Source organism: Ensifer adhaerens (assembly GCF_002940685.1).
Lineage (GTDB): Bacteria > Pseudomonadota > Alphaproteobacteria > Rhizobiales > Rhizobiaceae > Ensifer > Ensifer adhaerens_E.
Genome location: NZ_PNFP01000012.1, coordinates 53650 through 70764 on the forward strand (window position 1 = coordinate 53650; position 17115 = coordinate 70764).

Annotated in this window: 14 protein-coding genes; 2 read left to right on the top strand and 12 right to left on the bottom strand. The window is 63.6% G+C overall.

Going from position 1 to position 17115, the window contains the following annotated elements; translation table 11 throughout:
- Positions 1-147 precede the first annotated feature (147 nt).
- Positions 148-510 carry an ArsR/SmtB family transcription factor gene (locus C1A35_RS22590; RefSeq protein ID WP_104666509.1) on the top strand — a complete coding sequence of 121 codons (363 nt, stop codon included), beginning with the start codon at positions 148-150 and terminating at the stop codon, positions 508-510.
- Entirely contained in the window at positions 491-982 is a 492-nt protein-coding gene (locus tag C1A35_RS22595) for an SRPBCC domain-containing protein (RefSeq protein WP_104666510.1), read from the top strand. The genes C1A35_RS22590 and C1A35_RS22595 overlap by 20 nt, the downstream gene beginning before the upstream one ends.
- A gap of 162 nt (positions 983-1144) precedes the next feature.
- On the opposite strand, the gene C1A35_RS22600 is transcribed toward C1A35_RS22595, so the two are convergent.
- The 12 genes from C1A35_RS22600 to bglB form a co-directional block, all read right to left on the bottom strand.
- Positions 1145-2692, bottom strand: coding sequence for a SpoVR family protein (locus C1A35_RS22600; protein ID WP_104666511.1), 1548 nt, complete (start codon positions 2690-2692; stop codon positions 1145-1147).
- Between the two features lie 12 nt (positions 2693-2704).
- Positions 2705-4024, bottom strand: a complete 1320-nt coding sequence (locus tag C1A35_RS22605) for a YeaH/YhbH family protein (protein ID WP_104666512.1) — start codon at positions 4022-4024, stop codon at positions 2705-2707.
- Positions 4025-4049: 25 nt separating this feature from the next.
- Positions 4050-5999: a PrkA family serine protein kinase gene (locus C1A35_RS22610; protein ID WP_104666513.1), complete on the bottom strand. Its 1950-nt coding sequence runs from the start codon at positions 5997-5999 to the stop codon at positions 4050-4052.
- A gap of 269 nt (positions 6000-6268) precedes the next feature.
- Positions 6269-7180 carry an alpha/beta hydrolase family protein gene (locus C1A35_RS22615; protein WP_104666514.1) on the bottom strand — a complete coding sequence of 304 codons (912 nt, stop codon included), beginning with the start codon at positions 7178-7180 and terminating at the stop codon, positions 6269-6271.
- Between the two features lie 10 nt (positions 7181-7190).
- A complete protein-coding gene (gene kduD / locus C1A35_RS22620; RefSeq protein ID WP_104666515.1) occupies positions 7191-7949 on the bottom strand; it encodes a 2-dehydro-3-deoxy-D-gluconate 5-dehydrogenase KduD in 759 nt (252 codons plus the stop codon).
- On the bottom strand, positions 7933-9018 hold the full coding sequence (locus C1A35_RS22625) for an ABC transporter ATP-binding protein (RefSeq protein ID WP_104666516.1): 1086 nt from the start codon (positions 9016-9018) through the stop codon (positions 7933-7935). The genes kduD and C1A35_RS22625 overlap by 17 nt, the downstream gene beginning before the upstream one ends.
- A gap of 10 nt (positions 9019-9028) precedes the next feature.
- The gene (locus tag C1A35_RS22630; RefSeq protein WP_104666517.1) at positions 9029-10081 is read right to left on the bottom strand and encodes a carbohydrate ABC transporter permease; all 1053 of its coding nucleotides are present in this window, start codon (positions 10079-10081) and stop codon (positions 9029-9031) included.
- Complete coding sequence (locus C1A35_RS22635) at positions 10078-11109, bottom strand: carbohydrate ABC transporter permease (protein ID WP_104666518.1); 1032 nt, start codon at positions 11107-11109, stop codon at positions 10078-10080. Before C1A35_RS22635 ends, C1A35_RS22630 begins: the two co-directional genes overlap by 4 nt.
- Before the next feature lie 227 nt (positions 11110-11336).
- Complete coding sequence (locus tag C1A35_RS22640; RefSeq protein WP_104666519.1) at positions 11337-12605, bottom strand: ABC transporter substrate-binding protein; 1269 nt, start codon at positions 12603-12605, stop codon at positions 11337-11339.
- Positions 12606-12697: 92 nt separating this feature from the next.
- Positions 12698-15184 (bottom strand): hypothetical protein, encoded by a 2487-nt coding sequence (locus C1A35_RS22645; RefSeq protein WP_104666520.1) that lies wholly within the window; start codon positions 15182-15184, stop codon positions 12698-12700.
- Positions 15181-16017: a 5-dehydro-4-deoxy-D-glucuronate isomerase gene (gene kduI / locus C1A35_RS22650; RefSeq protein WP_104666521.1), complete on the bottom strand. Its 837-nt coding sequence runs from the start codon at positions 16015-16017 to the stop codon at positions 15181-15183. Before kduI ends, C1A35_RS22645 begins: the two co-directional genes overlap by 4 nt.
- On the bottom strand, positions 16014-17114 hold the full coding sequence (bglB, locus tag C1A35_RS22655; protein WP_104666522.1) for a beta-galactosidase BglB: 1101 nt from the start codon (positions 17112-17114) through the stop codon (positions 16014-16016). Before bglB ends, kduI begins: the two co-directional genes overlap by 4 nt.
- Between the last annotated feature and the right edge of the window lies 1 nt (position 17115).

The following is a 17115-nucleotide window of genomic DNA, read 5'->3' on the forward strand; positions in this document are numbered from 1 at the left end:
TTTCACCGAGCGCTTCGTCAGAGGCGCGGCGGCCGCCGTAGACCACTGAATTCCGGCGTTTCCTGTCTTTATTCGGCGGCGGCATGCCGAGGCGCGGTTCTCCACGCTCTTGCATGAGAGCGATCCGCGTGCTAATCACTGAACCATATGGTTCAGTTTTCGACAGCGCGACTTGATGCCTCCTTTGCTGCACTCGCGGACGCCACCCGACGTGGCGTCCTGGAGCAGCTCGGGCGTGGGGAAGCCTCGATCACGGAGCTTGCAGAGACGTTTGGCATGACCCTCACGGGCATGAAGAAACACGTTGGCGTCCTGGAACAGGCGGGGCTGGTCACGACGGAGAAGGTCGGGCGCGTCCGCACCTGTCGTCTCGGTCTGAGCGGTCTCGAGGAAGAGGCGGCCTGGATCGAAGCGCGCCGCCAGATCTGGAGCGCACGCTTCGACGCGCTCGACGAAGTCGTCGAGGCCCTTAAGCGGAAGGAGAAGCTCGATGGGTCACAGAGCAAGTGACGGCCGCACGGCGGTCGAACGGAAGTCCGAGCGCGAGCTCGTCGTGAAGCGCACGTTCAATGGCCCGCTTCAGCTTGTGTTCGACGCGTGGACCAAGCCCGAATTGTTCAAGCTGTGGTGGGCGCCGAAGTCGCACGGAATCCCCCTGCTTTCCTGCGAGATGGACGTTCGCACCGGGGGGAGCTATCGCATCGCGTTTGGACACGACGCCGCGCAGGCCATGGCTTTCTTCGGCAAATACCTCGACGTGTCGCCGCCTTCGCGCATCGTCTGGACCAATGACGAAGGCGATGACGGCGCAGTCACTACGGTGACTTTCGAGGAAAGCGACGGCAGGACACTGTTGGTCCTGAGCGAACTCTACCCGTCGAAGGAAGCGCTCGACGAGGCCTTCATAGGCATGGAAGATGTGATGCCCGAGCAGTTCGAACAGCTGGACGAGCTTCTCCTCGCCCTGGACGCGAGCGTGTGACTGCGGCGCATCAGACCAAATTTTATTGATGGCTGATCCGAATTCTTGTCATGACATCGCGTGTCAAACCGTGGCTTCCGCGCGCGCTTCGACAGTCGTCTACAGCGCCGCGCGCCTTATCTGGCGCACAAAGGTCGCTGCAGAACTTTGAAGCCAGCAGGTTCATTCCGGCTTCTTGGCCGTCGAGCACTCGTAGACGGTGCGCCCGGTCTGCGCATCGACGCCGGCAAGGCTCACCTCATAGCCCCAGAGATGGCGGATATGACGCATCGTCGCATCACGGCTGCCCTCGTCGAGCAGGATGCCGCGCTTGACATTGTGCTGAAGCCGCAATTGCCGGTCGCCGAGCAGATCGACGTCCATCACCTGGATATCCGGCTGGTTGGCGGCGACATCGTAGCTGTTGGCGAGCGCTGAACGAACCGCCGAATAGCCGCGCTCGTCATGGATCGAGGCGACCTCGACGAAGCGGTCGGAGGAGCGGTCGTGGAGCTGGAACAGCCGGAACCGGCGCATCACCGCCGGGCTCAGATATTGCAGGATGAAGGACTCGTCGCGATGGTTCGCCCAGGCGTCGCGCAGCGTCTCCATCCAGTCGCCGTTGCCGGCAAAGGACGGGAACCAGTCGCGGTCTTCGGCCGTCGGCTCGGTGGCGATCCGCTGGATATCCTGCATCATCGCGAAGCCGAGTGCATAGGGGTTGATGCCCGGATAGCGCCGGTCGTCGAAATCCGGCTGGAACACGACGTTGGAATGGCTCTGCAAGAGTTCCAGCATATGGCCTTCGCCGATCCTGCCCTGGTCGTAGAGCCGGTTGATGATGGTGTAGTGCACGAAGGTGGCGCAGCCCTCGTTCATCACCTTCGTCTGGCGCTGCGGATAGAAATACTGTGCGATGACGCGAACGATCCTGAGCAGTTCCCGCTGCCATGGCTCCAGGATCAGGCTGTGCTTTTCGAGGAAATAGAGCAGGTTCTCCTCCGGCAGGTTGAGCACCTTCTTGCGTTCGGAGGCGTCGCGCTCGGCCTCGGCCGGATCGCGGTTTTCGGCCACCTGCGGCAGCGTCCGCCAGATGTCGCTATAGGTCTGTTCCTCGTATTCCAGCCGCTCGCGCGCCCGCTCCCGGACCTTCTCCGACGATAGGCGCGGCGGCCGGCGATAGCGGAAGACCCCCTGGTCCATCAGCGCATGGGCGGAGTCGAGAATGGCTTCGACGGCGGCGTTGCCGTGGCGCTCCTCGCATTTCATCACGTATTTCTTGGCGAAATCCATGTAGCTCAGGATCGCGCCGGCGTCGGTCCATTGCCGGAAGAGGTAGTTGTTCTTGAAGAAGTGGTTATGGCCGAAGGCGGCATGGGCGGTCACCAGCGCCTGCATCGCCATGGTGTTTTCTTCCATGAGATAGGTGATGCAGGGATTGGAATTGATCACCAGCTCATAGGCGAGACCCCGGTGGCCCTTGCGGTAGTGGTGTTCCTCGTAGGCGAAGCGCTTGCCGAAGGACCAGTGCTGGTACATCAGCGGCATGCCGACCGAGGAATAGGCGTCGAGCATCTGCTCGGAGGTGATGATCTCCAGTTGGTTCGGGTAGACGCTGAGGCCCATCTCCTCGAGCGCGACCTGCTCGATCGCGTCATAGGCACGGGAAAGGGTGGCGAAGTTCCAGTCCGAGCCCTGGAACAGGAGACCTGAAGTCGCACGTCGAGCCATCCGGTCGTCCCCTTATTTCCGGGTGCGTGTGGCCGGCTGCCGGGCAAAGAGCCTGCGGAAGACCGGGTAGATGTCGGCGGGTTTGGCGATCCGGGTCATCTGGAAGTTCGACTTCTCGCCGTCCACCGTGCGATAGGCCCGCCAGAGTGCTGTGCCGTTGTCGGTCGAGCCGAAGATCTCCGTTTCCCTTTCGTCGATGATCTCGACATAGGCATAGTACTGGCAGAGCTTCGTCAGCTTCTCGCGCAGGAGCGCCGCACAATGCTCGCTGTCGCCGATGATGTTGTCACCATCGGACGCCTGGGCGGCATAGATGTTCCAGATCTGCGAGGGATAGCGGTCCTCGACGATCCGGATCATCTCCTCAAGTGCAGTCGACACGATCGTGCCACCGCTCTGGGTGCTGTAGAAGAAGGTCTCCTCGTCGACCTCGCGCGCCTCGTCCGTATGGCGGATGAAGACGATGTCGATGCGTTCGTAACGGCGCTTCAGGAACAGGTGCAGGAGCACGAAGAAGCGCTTGGCGAGGTCCTTCTCGCGCTCGCCCATCGATGCCGAAACGTCCATCAGGCAGAACATGACAGCATTGGCGTTCGGCAATGGCTGCTGTTCGAAGCGGTTGAAGCGGATGTCGACCGGATCGACATAGGGGATGCGCCGCCGCTTCTTTTCGATCCTTTCCAGTTCGCTTCGCAGTTCCTTCAGCCGCAGGCGGTCTTTCGCCGAAATCTCCGGCTCCGCTTCCAGCCGGGCGATCTCCTCGGTGATCGCGGTCAGTTCCTTCTCCTTCGGCCGGTGAAGCGCCAGGCGCCGGCCGAAGCTGTTGCGCATCGTGCGCCCGACATTGATGTTCGTCGGCGTTCCCGCCGTGGCAAAGCCGGCGCGGCGGGGCTTGAAGGTGACCGTTTCCTTGAGGCTGAGCTTGACCATGTCGGGAAGCTCCAGATCCTCGAAGAAGAGATCCAGCACTTCCTCGCGCGACAGGATGAACTGGAAGTCATCGTCGCTCTCGCCGGTGCCGGGGCGGCCCTTGCCGCCGCCGCCGCCGCCCGCTTCCGGCTTCGGCAACCGGTCGCCCGCCGAAAACTCCTTGTTGCCTGGGAGCACGTAGTTGCGTTCGCCGGAGCCGCGCGACGGCTGGAACGTCGGCTCGCTGGCACCATCGGTTGGCATCGGCACGCCATGGGCGGCGTCGACGTCGATGATCCTGTCCGACTTGACCTGATCCTTGATGACCCGCTTGAGCTCTTCGCGGGCCCGCTTCAGAAAGCGCTGTCGGTTGCCGAGGCTCTTATCCTTCGGATTGAGCCGCCGGTCGATGAAATTCGGCATATACCAATCCCCTGCTTCGGCATCGTCAGCCCGCCTTGTTGACTCGCATGTACCAGTCGACCAGCCGTCGGACCTGGCGCTCCGTATAGCCGCGCTCGGTCATGCGTTGGACGAACTCGGCATGTTGCTTTTCGGATGCGCTGTCCTTCTTCGAGCCGAAGCTGATGACCGGAAGCAGGTCTTCGACCTGGCCGAACATGCGCTTCTCGATCACGTCGCGAAGCTTCTCGTAGCTCGTCCAGGAGGGGTTGCGCCCATGGTTCTTGGCGCGGGCGCGCAGGGTGAACTTGACGACCTCGTTGCGGAAGTCCTTGGGATTGGCGATGCCGGCCGGCTTTTCGATCTGCGACAGTTCGCTGTCGAGGATCTCCCGGTTGAGGATCTGTCCGGTATCCGGATCCTTGAAGTCCTGATCTTCGAGCCAGGCGTCCGCATAGGCGATGTAGCGGTCGAAGAGGTTCTGGCCGTATTCGCTGTAGGATTCGAGATAGGCCTTCTGGATTTCATGGCCGATGAACTCGGCATAACGCGAGGCCAACTCGGACTTGATGAAGTCCAGATAGCTCGCCTCCGTCTCCTTCGGGAACTGTTCGCGGCGGATCGCCTGTTCCAGGATATACATGAGGTGCACGGGATCGGCCGCCACCTCCTTGGTGTCGTAGTTGAAGGTTTCCGACAGGACCTTGAAGGCAAAGCGGGTGCTGATGCCGGTCATGCCCTCGTCGACACCGGCAGCGTCGCGGTATTCCTGGACCGACTTCGCTTTCGGATCGGTGTCCTTCAGGTTCTCGCCGTCATAGACGCGCATCTTGGTGTAGAGCGGCGAGTTTTCGTGGCGGGCAAGGCGGGTCGAGACGGTGAAGCGGCTGAGGCTTTCGAGCACTTCCGGGGCGCAAGGGCTCTTGGTCAGTTCGCTCTCGCGCAGCAGCTTCTCGTAGATCTGGCGCTCTTCGGTGACGCGCAGGCAATAGGGCACCTTGACCACCAGGATACGGTCAAGAAAGGCCTCGTTGTTCTTGTTGTTCTTGAACTGCAGCCATTCCGACTCGTTGGAATGGGCGACGACGATGCCCTGATAGGGGAAGGCGCCGAAGTTTTCGGTGCCGTTGTAGTTGCCTTCCTGCGTCGCCGTCAAAAGCGGATGCAGCACCTTGATCGGCGCCTTGAACATTTCGACGAATTCGAGCAGGCCTTGCGTCGTGCGGTTGAGGCCGCCGCTATAGGAATAGGCGTCGGGATCGGCCTGGCTGTAGTTTTCGAGCTGGCGGATGTCGACCTTGCCGACCAGCGAGGAAACGTCCTGGTTGTTCTCGTCGCCGGGCTCGGTCTTGGCGATTGCCACCTGGCGCAGGCGCGAGGGCATCAGCTTGACGACGCTGAATTTGGAGATGTCGCCGTCGACTTCGTCGAGCCGCTTCGTCGCCCAGGGCGAGATGAGGCCCGTGAGCCGGCGCCGGGCGATGCCGTATTTGTCTTCGAGCAGGTCGGCCATGCGGTCGGGATGGAAGAGGCCGAGCGGAGATTCAAAGACGGGACTGACCTTGCCGCCGACGGCGAGCGTATAGATCGGCTGCAGCTCCATCAGCTTTTTCAGTCTCTCGGCGAGCGAAGACTTGCCGCCGCCGACGGGTCCGAGCAGGTAGAGGATCTGCTTGCGCTCCTCCAGTCCCTGCGCGGCATAGCGGAAGTAGCCGACGATGCGCTCGATCGTGTCCTCCATGCCGTAGAAGTCGGCGAAGGACGGGTAGATCTTGACGGTGCGGTTGGAGAAGATGCGGCCGAGACGTTCGTCCGCGCTGGTATCGATGAGGGTTGGATTACCTATGGCTGTAACCATCCGCTCCTGCGCGGTGGCATACATGCTTTTGTCATCGCGACATGCGAGGAGGTATTCCTGAAGGCTGATTTCTTCTTGCGCTGCACTGGTGTAGATCTCCGAGAAGAGATCGAAGACGTCGCATTCGCTCTTTTGCATCATGCTCTCCCGCGGCCGCTGGCTGAGACGGGGATCGCTGCTTATCGGCTCGCTCATTCGAATAAACGGCGTCCCATGCGCAATGTTCCTTCAGAGTACTCGCTTTCTCGTGATTCTCGAAGGGGTTGCTTTCGATCTTTGAAAGATCGTGACCGCGACATCACGAAATCCTGATCGAACCGGCGGTGCGCGCGTTGGGAGGTGGGGCGGAGCGCCTGCTCGAAGCCCGGTGGCTCGGCTATTTTGCCCGATTGCGACGGCTGGTCGGCTCAGTCGTCGCCCGTTCCGCCGAGGTGGCGCGTGAGGAATGCGAGAACCGTGTCGCGCATGGTGCGGGTTTCGACATGGCCGATGCCCGGTTCTGCAACCAAAGATACGTCACCCCCGGCGTCGGCCGCCCGATAGGCGGCCAGCGTCTCGCCATAGGCGCGCTCCACGGCCGGCGGCGGCGTCAGCGGATCGTCGAGCCCGACGCAGATCAGTTGCGGACGCGGCGCGACGAGCCCGGCGATCGCGCCGGTCGATGTTTCCGAAAGCAGGCCGGGCACGGTGAGATAGTGGCCGTGCCGATCATGCGCGCCGGTCTCGATCAGCGATGCGAAATCGGCAAAGCTGCAGAGGTGCGCGGTCGCCGCGATGCGCTCATCGAGCGCGGCGAGAAAATAGGAAAGCGTTGCGCCCATCGAAATCCCGGTCATGCCGATCCTGTCGGTATCGACGTCGTCGCGCGACGAAAGCCAGGTGAGTGCTGCCTGCTGCTCGGCGAGCATCTGGCCGAACAGGGTGCGGCCGTACCAGAGGGCCGCCTTCGCCGCGGCGCTTTCGGTGACGATGGAGCGCTCGCCGAATGTCGGCATATCGATGCAAAGGGTGACGAAACCATGTTCTGCGAGAAGGGGACCGGGCGGGCCAAGCAGCGCTGGCCGGCCCTCAAGCAATTCGTTGGCACCGATCTCGTAGCGTCCGCCATGGGCGTGGGCATAGAGGATTGCCGGCCTGGGCCCGTCGTTTCCGGGCGGTCGCGTCAGCAGGCCGCGGATCTCGGCGCCGTTGCGAAGGCTGCGAAAACGCAGCCGCTCGACAACGTGTGTGCCTCGCTCTTCCGTCTCACGAGCCTCCAGCCCGAGTTCCGTATCGGCGAGACCGAGAAGCGTGCGCAGGCGTTCGCGAGAAATGGACATGGGTGTCAGTCTATCGGACCAGCCAGCCGCCGTCGACCGGCAGCACCGTGCCGGTGACATAGCCGGAGGCCGGGGCGGCGAAGAACAGCACGGCGGTCGCGAGATCATCCGGCGTGCCCCAGCGCCCGGCGGGGATGCGGGCGGAGATCTGGGCATTGCGATCGGGGTCGTTGCGCAGCGCCTCGGTGTTGTCGGTCGCCATGTAGCCGGGGGCGATCGCGTTGACGGTGATCCCGCGCGACGCCAGTTCGTTGGCCATCGCCTTGGTCAGGCCGGCAATGCCGTGTTTCGAGGCGGCATAGGCCGGCACGCGGATGCCGCCCTGGAAGGTGAGCATCGAGGCGACGTTGACGATGCGGCCGGCGCGTCCGGTCGCAACCATGTGTTTGGCCGCGGCCTGGGAGAGCAGGAAGGCTGCCTTGAGGTTGACGTCGAGCACGCTGTCCCAGTCTTCCTCGGAATAGTCGAGCAGGTCGGCACGGCGGATGATGCCGGCATTGTTGACGAGGATGTCGACGCCGCCGAGCGCTGATGCCGCCTCGGCGACGACATTGGTCGCATTGAACGGTCGCGAAAGGTCCACGGTCTGCTGGTGGAAGCGCACGCCGGCGTTCTCAACCAGCGCTGCCGTCTCGGGCATCGGCGACGAGCCGAGTGCGGCGATGTTGGCGCCGGCCCTTGCCAGTGCCAAGGCCATGCCCTGGCCGAGGCCGGTTCGCGCGCCGGTGACGAGGGCGGTCTTGCCCGAGAGGTCAAACAGCGCGTTCAAGGCGAAGCCCCTTGTCGTTGAAGAGGTGGATGGGGGCGGCGCCAAGCGACAGCCGGATATCGTCGCCCTGCGCGAGATTGTGCTGACCGGGAGCAACGACCAGCAGCTTCTGTCCGGCGACGTCCGCGTGCAGCACGGTTTCCGAGCCGAGCGCCTCGACGAGACGGATCTTCGCCGGGATGCTGTTTTCGCCGGCGTCGAGCGTTATGTGATGCGGCCGCACGCCAAGCGTGATCGGCCCGCCAGCCACGGCCACGCCATTGGCGATCGGCACCGGCAGCCGGTGGCCGCCCTTCAGCGTTGCGACCGCAGAGCCTGCGCCGGCCGCTTCCAGCGTGCCCTCGAGGAAGTTCATGTGCGGCGAGCCGATGAAGCCGGCGACGAAACGGTTGGCTGGGCTGTTGTAGAGCTCGAGCGGCGTGCCGATCTGCTCGATGCGGCCGGCGCGCAACACGACGATGCGGTCGGCAAGCGTCATCGCTTCGACCTGGTCGTGCGTCACATAGATCATCGTCGCCGAAAGGCGGGCATGCAGGGCCGCCAGCTCCGCGCGGGTCGAGCCACGCAGTTCGGCGTCAAGGTTCGACAGCGGCTCGTCGAGCAGGAAGGCGACCGGGCGTCGCACGATCGCCCGGCCGATCGCGACGCGCTGGCGCTGGCCGCCGGAGAGCTGCCCGGGGCGGCGCTCAAGATAGGCTTCGATCTCCAGCATGCGCGCGGCCTCGGCGATGCGCTCGGCAATCTCGGTCTTCGGCATGCGGGTGTTTTCCAGCCCGAAGGCGAGGTTCTGGCGCACGCTCATATGCGGGTAGAGCGCATAGGACTGGAACACCATGGCAAGGCCGCGGTCGGCGGCTGGCACGTCGTTGACCACCTTGCCGTCGATCGCAAGTTCGCCGCCGGTCGGTTTCTCCAGCCCGGCGATCATGCGCAACAGCGTGGACTTGCCGCAGCCGGAGGGGCCGACGAAGACGACGAACTCGCCGTCCTTGATCTCCAGGTTGATGTCATGAAGCACGTCGACGGCGCCGAACGACTTGGTCACATTGGTAAGCTTGATGTGGCCCATTTGTGCCCCCTTATTTCAGTCCGGTGCCGGCGATGCCGGTGGTGATGAAGCGTTGCAGGAAGATGAAGACCAGCACGACCGGGATCATGGTCACGACCGTCATGGCGAGGATGAAATGCCACTGCACGTTCAGCTCGCCGGAATAGATGCTCAAGCCCACCTGCAGCGTATAGAGCTCCTTGCGCGACAGCACGATCAGCGGCCAGAGGAAGTCGTTCCAGCGCCAGACGACCGAGAAGATCGCGAGCACCGCAAGCGCCGGTGCCGTCAGGGGCAGGATGATGCGCCAGTAGATCTGCCATTCGGACGCCTTGTCCATGCGGGCCGCGTCGATCAGTTCGTCGGGGATGGTCAGCATGTACTGGCGCAGGATGAAGACGCCCGTCGGTGTGGCGACTGTCGGCAGGATCACGCCCCAGAGATTGTTGAACAGCCCGAGCGCCGAGACGATCGAATAGAGCGGCACCATGATCACCGAGAGCGGCACCATCAGCGTCGCGAGGATCAGAAGCATCGCGAAGGTGCGGCCGCGGAACTCGTATTTGCTGAGCGCGAAGGCTGCCATCGAGTTGACGATCAGCGTGATCAGCGTCGCCGTCACCGTCACGAAAACGGAATTCCAGAGATAGCGGACGAAATCGAAATGGGTGAAGGGCTCGCTGTAGTTCGAGGTGGCGAAGGACATGGTGCGCACCGGCGTGCGCTCGGCGATCTTGACCTTGACGATCTCGGTCGGCTTGTCCGGTGAAACCATCTGGCTGACGATGCCGATGCGGCGCACCTCGGCGAGCACCTTCCTGCTGCCGTCGGCCATCGTCACCTCGTAGAGGTCGAGCGGCTTGTCATAGCCTTCGACCGTCGCCTTCTGCGTCACATAGGGCATGATCGAGGGCGGGAACTCCGCAAGCGCTGCCGGTGACTTGAAGGAGGAGCCGACAAGCCAGACGGCCGGGCCGAACATGATGAAGAGGCCGCCGATCAGCCAGACCCAGGTGAAGACGTCGGTCCAGTGCCAGCCGTCGCGCCCGCGGCGGCGGAAGATGAATTCGGCGACACGGCTCATTTGCGGGCTCCCTTCTTCTCGCCTTTGCGGCCAAGGCCGAGCTGAACCAGTGTCAGCACCACCAGAACGGCGCCCATCAGGATCGAGGCGGCGGCGGCAAGGCCTGGATTGCGAAGCTGCGTCGCAAAGCCGGTCTCGTAGATGTATTGCGTGATGTAGAGCGTGCTGGTACCGGGCCCGCCGCCAGTCAGCACGTAGACCTCGTCGAAGATCTGCACGGCGCGGATGAGCACGAGCACGATGACGACGAGCAGGTTGGGCATCAGGAGCGGCAGCGTGATGCGCCAGAAGGCGCGTGCCGGCCGCGTGCCGTCCATCTCGGCCGCTTCATAAAGATCCTTGGGGATCGCCTGCAGGCCGGCAAGCAGGATCAGGGTGTAGAAGCCCATATGCGCCCAGATCGAGACGCCGACGGTCGCCGCAAAGGACCAGTTGCGGTCGTTGAGCCAGGTATAGGGGTCGAAGCCGAGGCCGTAGAGCCCGAAGTTCAAGAGCCCCTGGCGCTGCAGGATCCACTTCCAGATGAGACCCACGACGACCGGTGACAGCAGCACGGGGAAGAAGAACACCGCCCGCCAGAAGCTGCGCGCCATGAGCTCGCGGTTGAGGATCAGCGCGGTGACGAGCGAAAACAGGATCATCAGGGTGACCTGAAGCACCACGAACCAGGCGGTGTTGCCGACGGCCGTCCAGAAGGTGTCTTCCGCGCAGGAGTTAGGGTCGGTGTAGTTCACGCAGTCGAAGAGCCGCGCATATTGGTCGCCGCCGACGAAGCTGCGGTCGGGCAGGAAAAGCGCCGTGCCGCCGGTCATGGAATAAGCGAAGTTGATGAAGAACGGCAACAGCACGAAGATGCCGAAGATCAGCATGTTCGGCAAAAGGAAGAAGGTCGCCATCCCGCCGATGCCGAGACGGCGCTGGACCCAGCGCAGCGGTGCGTCGATGGCGCTCAGCGCCAGGCGAACGGGTACCATGACCACTTCGCCGAGGCTGAAACCTCCCCCTTCTCTTGGAACATCTGCCTTCATGCTTGGCTTCCTCACCACCCTATGTGTGCTTGCTGCACGAAATGCACGGATCAATGCCGGATCTTGGTGCGCTGCCCACTTTACGTGGGCAAACGCAATTCGCCGAAGGGCAAGTTTCGGACACATATAGGTAAGTGCGTGCTAACCTATCCGCAGGCATCACCTCCGTGTTCGGCCGGGCGGCGTGACCTGAAATGCCGCCCGGGCCCGAGAGGCGATGGCTCCCGTCAGTTGCCGCTGTCTTTCACCTTGGTGGCGATGTCGCTATCGATGCGCGCGAAGGCCTCATCGACCGTCATCTCGCCGGCAGCCGCCTGGCTGACACGGGTGACGAGCGCACCGTAGACGGCGTCGGACCAGAGCCAGCCGGGCAGCTTGCGCGCCTCGTCGGAGAGCGTCTTGCTCGCCTCGACGAAGGCGTTGAGTGCCGCCTTCGCCTGGGCGTCGTCGGTCTTGAAGTCGAGACCCTTGGCAAGCACGCCCTTATGCGCGGGCAGGAACAGCGTTCGCTCGGAGAATTCCTTCACGATCGGTTCGCTCGCAAGGTAGTCCATCACCTTGGCGACGTCCTTCGGGTTCTTGGTGTACTTGACCGCAACCAGGCCGGCGCCGCCGGTCATGCCGGTGCAGTTGGAGGGCCCGCAGGGGCTGCCGGTGGCCACCCAGTCGAAGTTGGTGCCGATCTTCGTCGAGAAGTTCGGGACCTGCCAGGAACCGGAATAATAATAGACGAGCTGGCCATTGATGAAGTCGTCGGCAGCGGCCCGATAGGTGGAGCCCGCTGCCGAAACCCAGACGTCCTTGCTCATCGTGCCGTCGGCAACCCAGCCGACGAAGGTCTTCAGGAAGTTCTTCGAGCCGTCGTCGAGCGGCGCCGGCTTGCCGTCGGCGCCGATATAGTTGCCGCCATAGGCGAGGTTCGGGCCGCTCAGGCGATGGCCGGAGCGGTCAAGCGCCATCGGGAAGGGCACCTGCTGGTTTTCCGCCACCTGCTTGGCCGCCTTCGCCCAGTCGTCCCAGGTCGCATCCTTGCCGGGTATGGCAACGCCCGCCTGGTCGAACAGCGTCTTGTTGGCAAAGCCGCCGGCAATCGTGATCTGGGTCATGAAGCCGGAGATCTGGTTCGATCCGTCCGGGCGCATCCAGTCTGCCTGGCCGCCGAAGTTTTCGTCCCAATAGGCAGCGTCGGCAACCAGTGGCCGAAGGTCGAGCCAGTGCTGGGCCTGAGCCTTGAGATTGGTGACGCGGGCGATATCGGGGCCGTTTCCGGCTTCCAACTGTACCGGCAGCTGTTCCTTGACGACGCTGTAGGAGACGTTGTCGAGGATCACGTTGATCCCGGGGTTCTCCTTCATGAAGCGATCGAGCAGGTCCTTCAGCACCTCGCCTTCGACGCCATCGGAATACCACATGATGCGGACGTCGCCCGCGAGCGCCGCCGTCGACGTCAGAAGCCCGACGGCAAGCGCCGCGAGCATCGTTCTGGTCTTCTTCATTGCCTTCCTCCTCCACTTGTCCATGAGCCGAGCGTCCTCCCGCCCGTTTCGGTCTGGCGCCGGCTTCTCCCGGCCGGCGCAATTCTCGTTCGTCAGCCTGCGGCCAGCATGGTGACCTCGCCTGCCACGGTGAAATCCTTGGCGACGATCGTGCGCCCTTCCGCTTCCGTCGAACCGTCTTGACGGAAGACGACGCGGCCATACTCGGGGTCGTTGATGACAAGAGATCCGTCGCCGGTCTCTTCGACCGCAAGTGCTGCAAATCGGTCTTCCACGCCGGCGAGATCGGTGGCTTCGCACACGCGCACGATCCAGCGTGTCCTGTGTCCGGCCTGGCGCAGTTCCGCATTGGCCGACGGGCCGTCGGTGACGGGGATCAGACCGCTAGCGCCAATCAGGACAACGGCGCCGCGGCCGCTGCGGGCCAGCGCGAGTTTGCCACTCACCCTGCTCTCGTCGAATTCGGCGACCGGGAACCAGGCATGGGTGAAATCCGGCTGTTCGCTGACGGTCGAAAAGTCGAGTACGGCCAGCCCCCTGTACTGGTGGGCACGAGGGAGGGTGCCGCAACCACCCCAATAGGATGGCCGGCCGTACCCGAACTGAATGGTCTCGCCCGGGTGGTTGATCCAGATCGCCGCTTCCGGGCGCTGACCAAGGCGCAGGTGCAGCACCGTTTCCTGGTAGCCCCATTCGTTCCAGCGATAATGCGCCGCCGAGCCCATGGCAAAGTGCCGGCCCTTGTAGTGGTAGAGTGCTGCGAAGCGGTTTTCGCCCTGGGCGAAGCGCCATTCCTGGTGCTGTGCATCGTCCTCGTGGCAGGCGACAGCGGCGAGCGCTTCCGGCACGACGAGGCGGTGGTCGCGCAGGCAGACGGCAAGCTGCGGCAGCGCGTGCACGCGGCGGCCGTACCAGCCCTTGCCCCAGAGCAGGCGGGCGACGCCCGACAGTTCGAGCGAACGGCCGGCGCAGAGCGTGTGCTCGTAGGAGCGACCCTGGGCGGCCGTCACCATGCCATGGTGAGCGGAGCGGGCGATGATCTCGCAAAGGCGGACAATGCCCTTCCTGGCGCGCTCGGCGATGTCGGCGTCGGGCGAAAGCGCTGCCAGCGCCGTCAGGCCCTTGAGGTCGATCGGGAAGTAGGGTGCGGAGTTGAATTCCGCCATTTCCCAGGCTTCGAAGTGATCGAGCCAGGCGCGAACACGCGCAGCACCGACGGCGCTTTGCTCGCTTCCCTTGCGGCCCGAGCGGCGGAAGGTGGCTTCAGGAAAGAGGTGGCCGGCGAGATAGGCCGAGGTGTGGAACAGCAGCGCGTGGTTTTCGGAGAAATACCACTGCACGTCGTTGCCGGGCTCGTCCATCCAGTAGCGGAAGCTAAGAATCGCCTGGTCGATGCGGTCCCGGGTCTTCTCGCCGATATCCTTGCCCCAGCTCGCGCGCGACCAGATGAGCGGCACCAGCGAAAAGTCGGCGCAGTCGTGGCAGTCCTCGATCGAGGGCAGGATCTCCTCGATCATCGCGTCGGTGTCGGCGCCGCCGCGGCCGCTTGCAAGCCTCGCAAAGGCGCGCACCGTGTCACGTTCGGAAAATCCGGAGATCTCGTCCAGCGTCTCGGCGATGCGGGCGGAAAGTGCTTCCGGCGGCTTGCCTTGCCGTCCGGTATGGCAGATTTCGACGCCGAGCGAGCGCGAGGCGACGAAGCCGCCGGCATCGAGCGTGATGCGGAAATGGCGGAAGTCGGCCGGGGTATCCTCGGATGCGCCCACCCGCAGGCTACGGTCGCCGGCCCTCAACACGAAGTCGTGGTCGAAGCGCTCGGTCGACATGAAGTCGCCTTCGACCGCGACATTGACCTTGACGTCGAGCGGCAGCGCGGCTGCGAAATTGAGGGTGATGTCGCCTTCGAAATAGGCGGTGCGGTCGAAATGCATGCCGTCGAGCGCAGTCTCGATTTCGGCAGCGGCCGAACTCGAGCAGGGGACGGGCAGCGCTACACTTGCAGAAGGACCGGAGAGATAGTCAAGCTGGAAGAAATAGCGCGCGTCACGCTCTGCGAGATCATCGAAGAAGATCGTGACCTCGTTGAGCCCGGCCTGAAGCGGCAGGTCGAACTCGGCCTTGGCTTCGAGGTTACGGCTATAGGGCGCCATCCAGCCGATTTCGGCGCCGTTGAGGAAGACCACCGCGCCGCCGCAGGTGCCGAGGCGGATCTTTGCCGTTCCTGCGGTCTCGACTTCGATCGAGGTGCGGGCCCAGGTCGCAAGCCGTGTCGGCCGGAACCAGAAGCCGGAGAGATCGAGCCGCGGCGAGCCGAAGGGCAGCCACCAGCGGGTCGCTGCGAACGCGCCGCGCACATCGGGTCGCTTGCCGCGATATTGTTCGGCAAAGATGGTGCGGCAGGGATATTCGTGCGGAATGAAGTTCTTGTGCTTGGTCAGGAAGAAGAAGGGGTCCATTTCGCCCTTCATCGGCTGGTCCGGCACGTCGAAACGCTCCTCGGCGATCGCGCCGAGCTGCCAGTAGCCGATGGCCTGCCCCGGAACGAGGCTCTTCTTCAGATGGAAAATCGTATCGCTCATTTCAGCTCAGCCAAGGCTACGGGGGTGACGTCGTTATATTCCTGGTTTTCGCCGGTCATGCCCCAGACGAAGGCATAGGGGCCGGTGCCGGCGCCCATATGGATAGACCAGGCGGGTGACAGCACCGCATCGCAGTCGGCGACGATCAGGTGCCGTGTCTCGTCCGGCTCGCCCATCACGTGGACGATGCGGTCTTCGGGCGCCATGTCGAAGTAGCAATAGGCTTCCATGCGTCGCTCGTGCACATGCGGCGGCATGGTGTTCCACGCACTGCCTTCCGAGAGGTCGGTAATGCCCATCAGAAGCAGGCAGGAGGGCATGACTTCCGGGTGGATATACATGACGAGGCGGCGCCTGTTGGAGCGCTTGGTATCGCCGAGTTCGATCGCCTTCGCCTCGGCCTTCTTCACCAGCCGGTGCGGCAGGTCGGCGCCGGCGGGCACCGAGTTCATGTAGAAGCGTGCCGGGCGATCGGCGCTTTCGCTCGAGACGACGATCTCCTTCGCGCCGCGCCCGACATAGAGCACATCGCGATTTTCGAGCGTGAAGCTCCGGCCGTCGACGGTGACCATGCCGGTGCCGCCGAGATTGGCAATGCCCATTTCGCGGGCCGAAAGCAGATAGGGCGTGCCGATCTCGGCGCCCGATCCGAAGGAAACGCTCTTCGTCTTCGGCATGGCGCCGCCGAGGATCAGCCGGTCGACATGGGTATAGGTGAAGCTCACCGCGTCCTCGGCGAAGAGATCGCTGATCAGGAACTCGCGGCGCAGCCGCGCCGTGTCGTAAGTCTTGATGTCTTCGGGGTTTGCCCCGTAGAGAACCTTCATCGTCATGCTGCCTGTCCTTCCGCGCCGACATGCTTCAGGGCTTCGGAAAGGCACAGGATTGCCAGTGCCTGGCCATAGCCGGTCGGCTGAATGGGGATGTCCTTGTAGAATTGCAGGTCGTGGCCCATGCGGGTGCCGTAGGAGACGTTGAGCACCGTGCCGCTCTCGTCGATGTTGCGCATGACGGCATCCAGCGCGTTGAGACCGGCCGCGCGCCAGGCCGGTGTGCCGTAGCCGAGGCGATAGCCCTTCAGCAGTCCGTAGCCGATGCCGGCGGTCGCAGAGATTTCTTCATAAGACGACGCATCGTCGAGCAGAGTGCGCCAGGCGCCCGACGCGGTCTGCAGCGGCAGGAGCGCCTCGACCTGGGTGACGAGCACGCCGCGCAGATACTCCTTCACCGGCGCCGCGATCTCGGCGAGGTCGAAGAGGTCGAGCATGCCGGCGGTGATCCAGGCATTGCCGCGCGCCCAGCGGGCGCGGGCGAAATTGTGCCGGCCGTCGAAGGTCCAGCCGTGGAACCAGAGGCCCGACTGGGTGTCGGCGAGATAGCGGGCGTGCACGAGAAACTGCCTGGAGGCTTCGTCGACCAGCTCGCGCCGGCCGCTCGCCTGGCCGTAGGAGGCGAGGAAAAGGGCGACCATGTAGAGCGTGTCGTCCCAGAGCTCGTTGTCGTTGACCTTGTCGGAAACATGATGCTCGAAGCCGCCTTCGGGCGTGCGACCCATGTCGCTCATCACCCGGTTCGCCCACGCGTCGAGCAACGGCTTCCAGCGCGGGTTCCCGGTTTTCGCCCAGAGAACCGAAAGACCCAACATGGGTGCGGTCGTGTTGACGTTGAGCTCGGGCAGACCGGCGGCCAGACGCCCCTCGTACCAACCTTCGATGAGCTGGCGGATGTCGTCGCGGCCGGTGAACAGCCAGAGCTTGATCAGGCCATAGAGGCCGACGCCCTGCGGCCATTCCCAGCTGTCGAAGCTGATGTAGTCGCCAGCCGAGCCGTCGAGGTTCGGCTCGTCGAAACGGCCGTCATGCTTGAGACCGGTCATGCCGCCGACAAGACGATCGAGACCCATGCGAATATCGTGGGCGTTGAGGCCCATG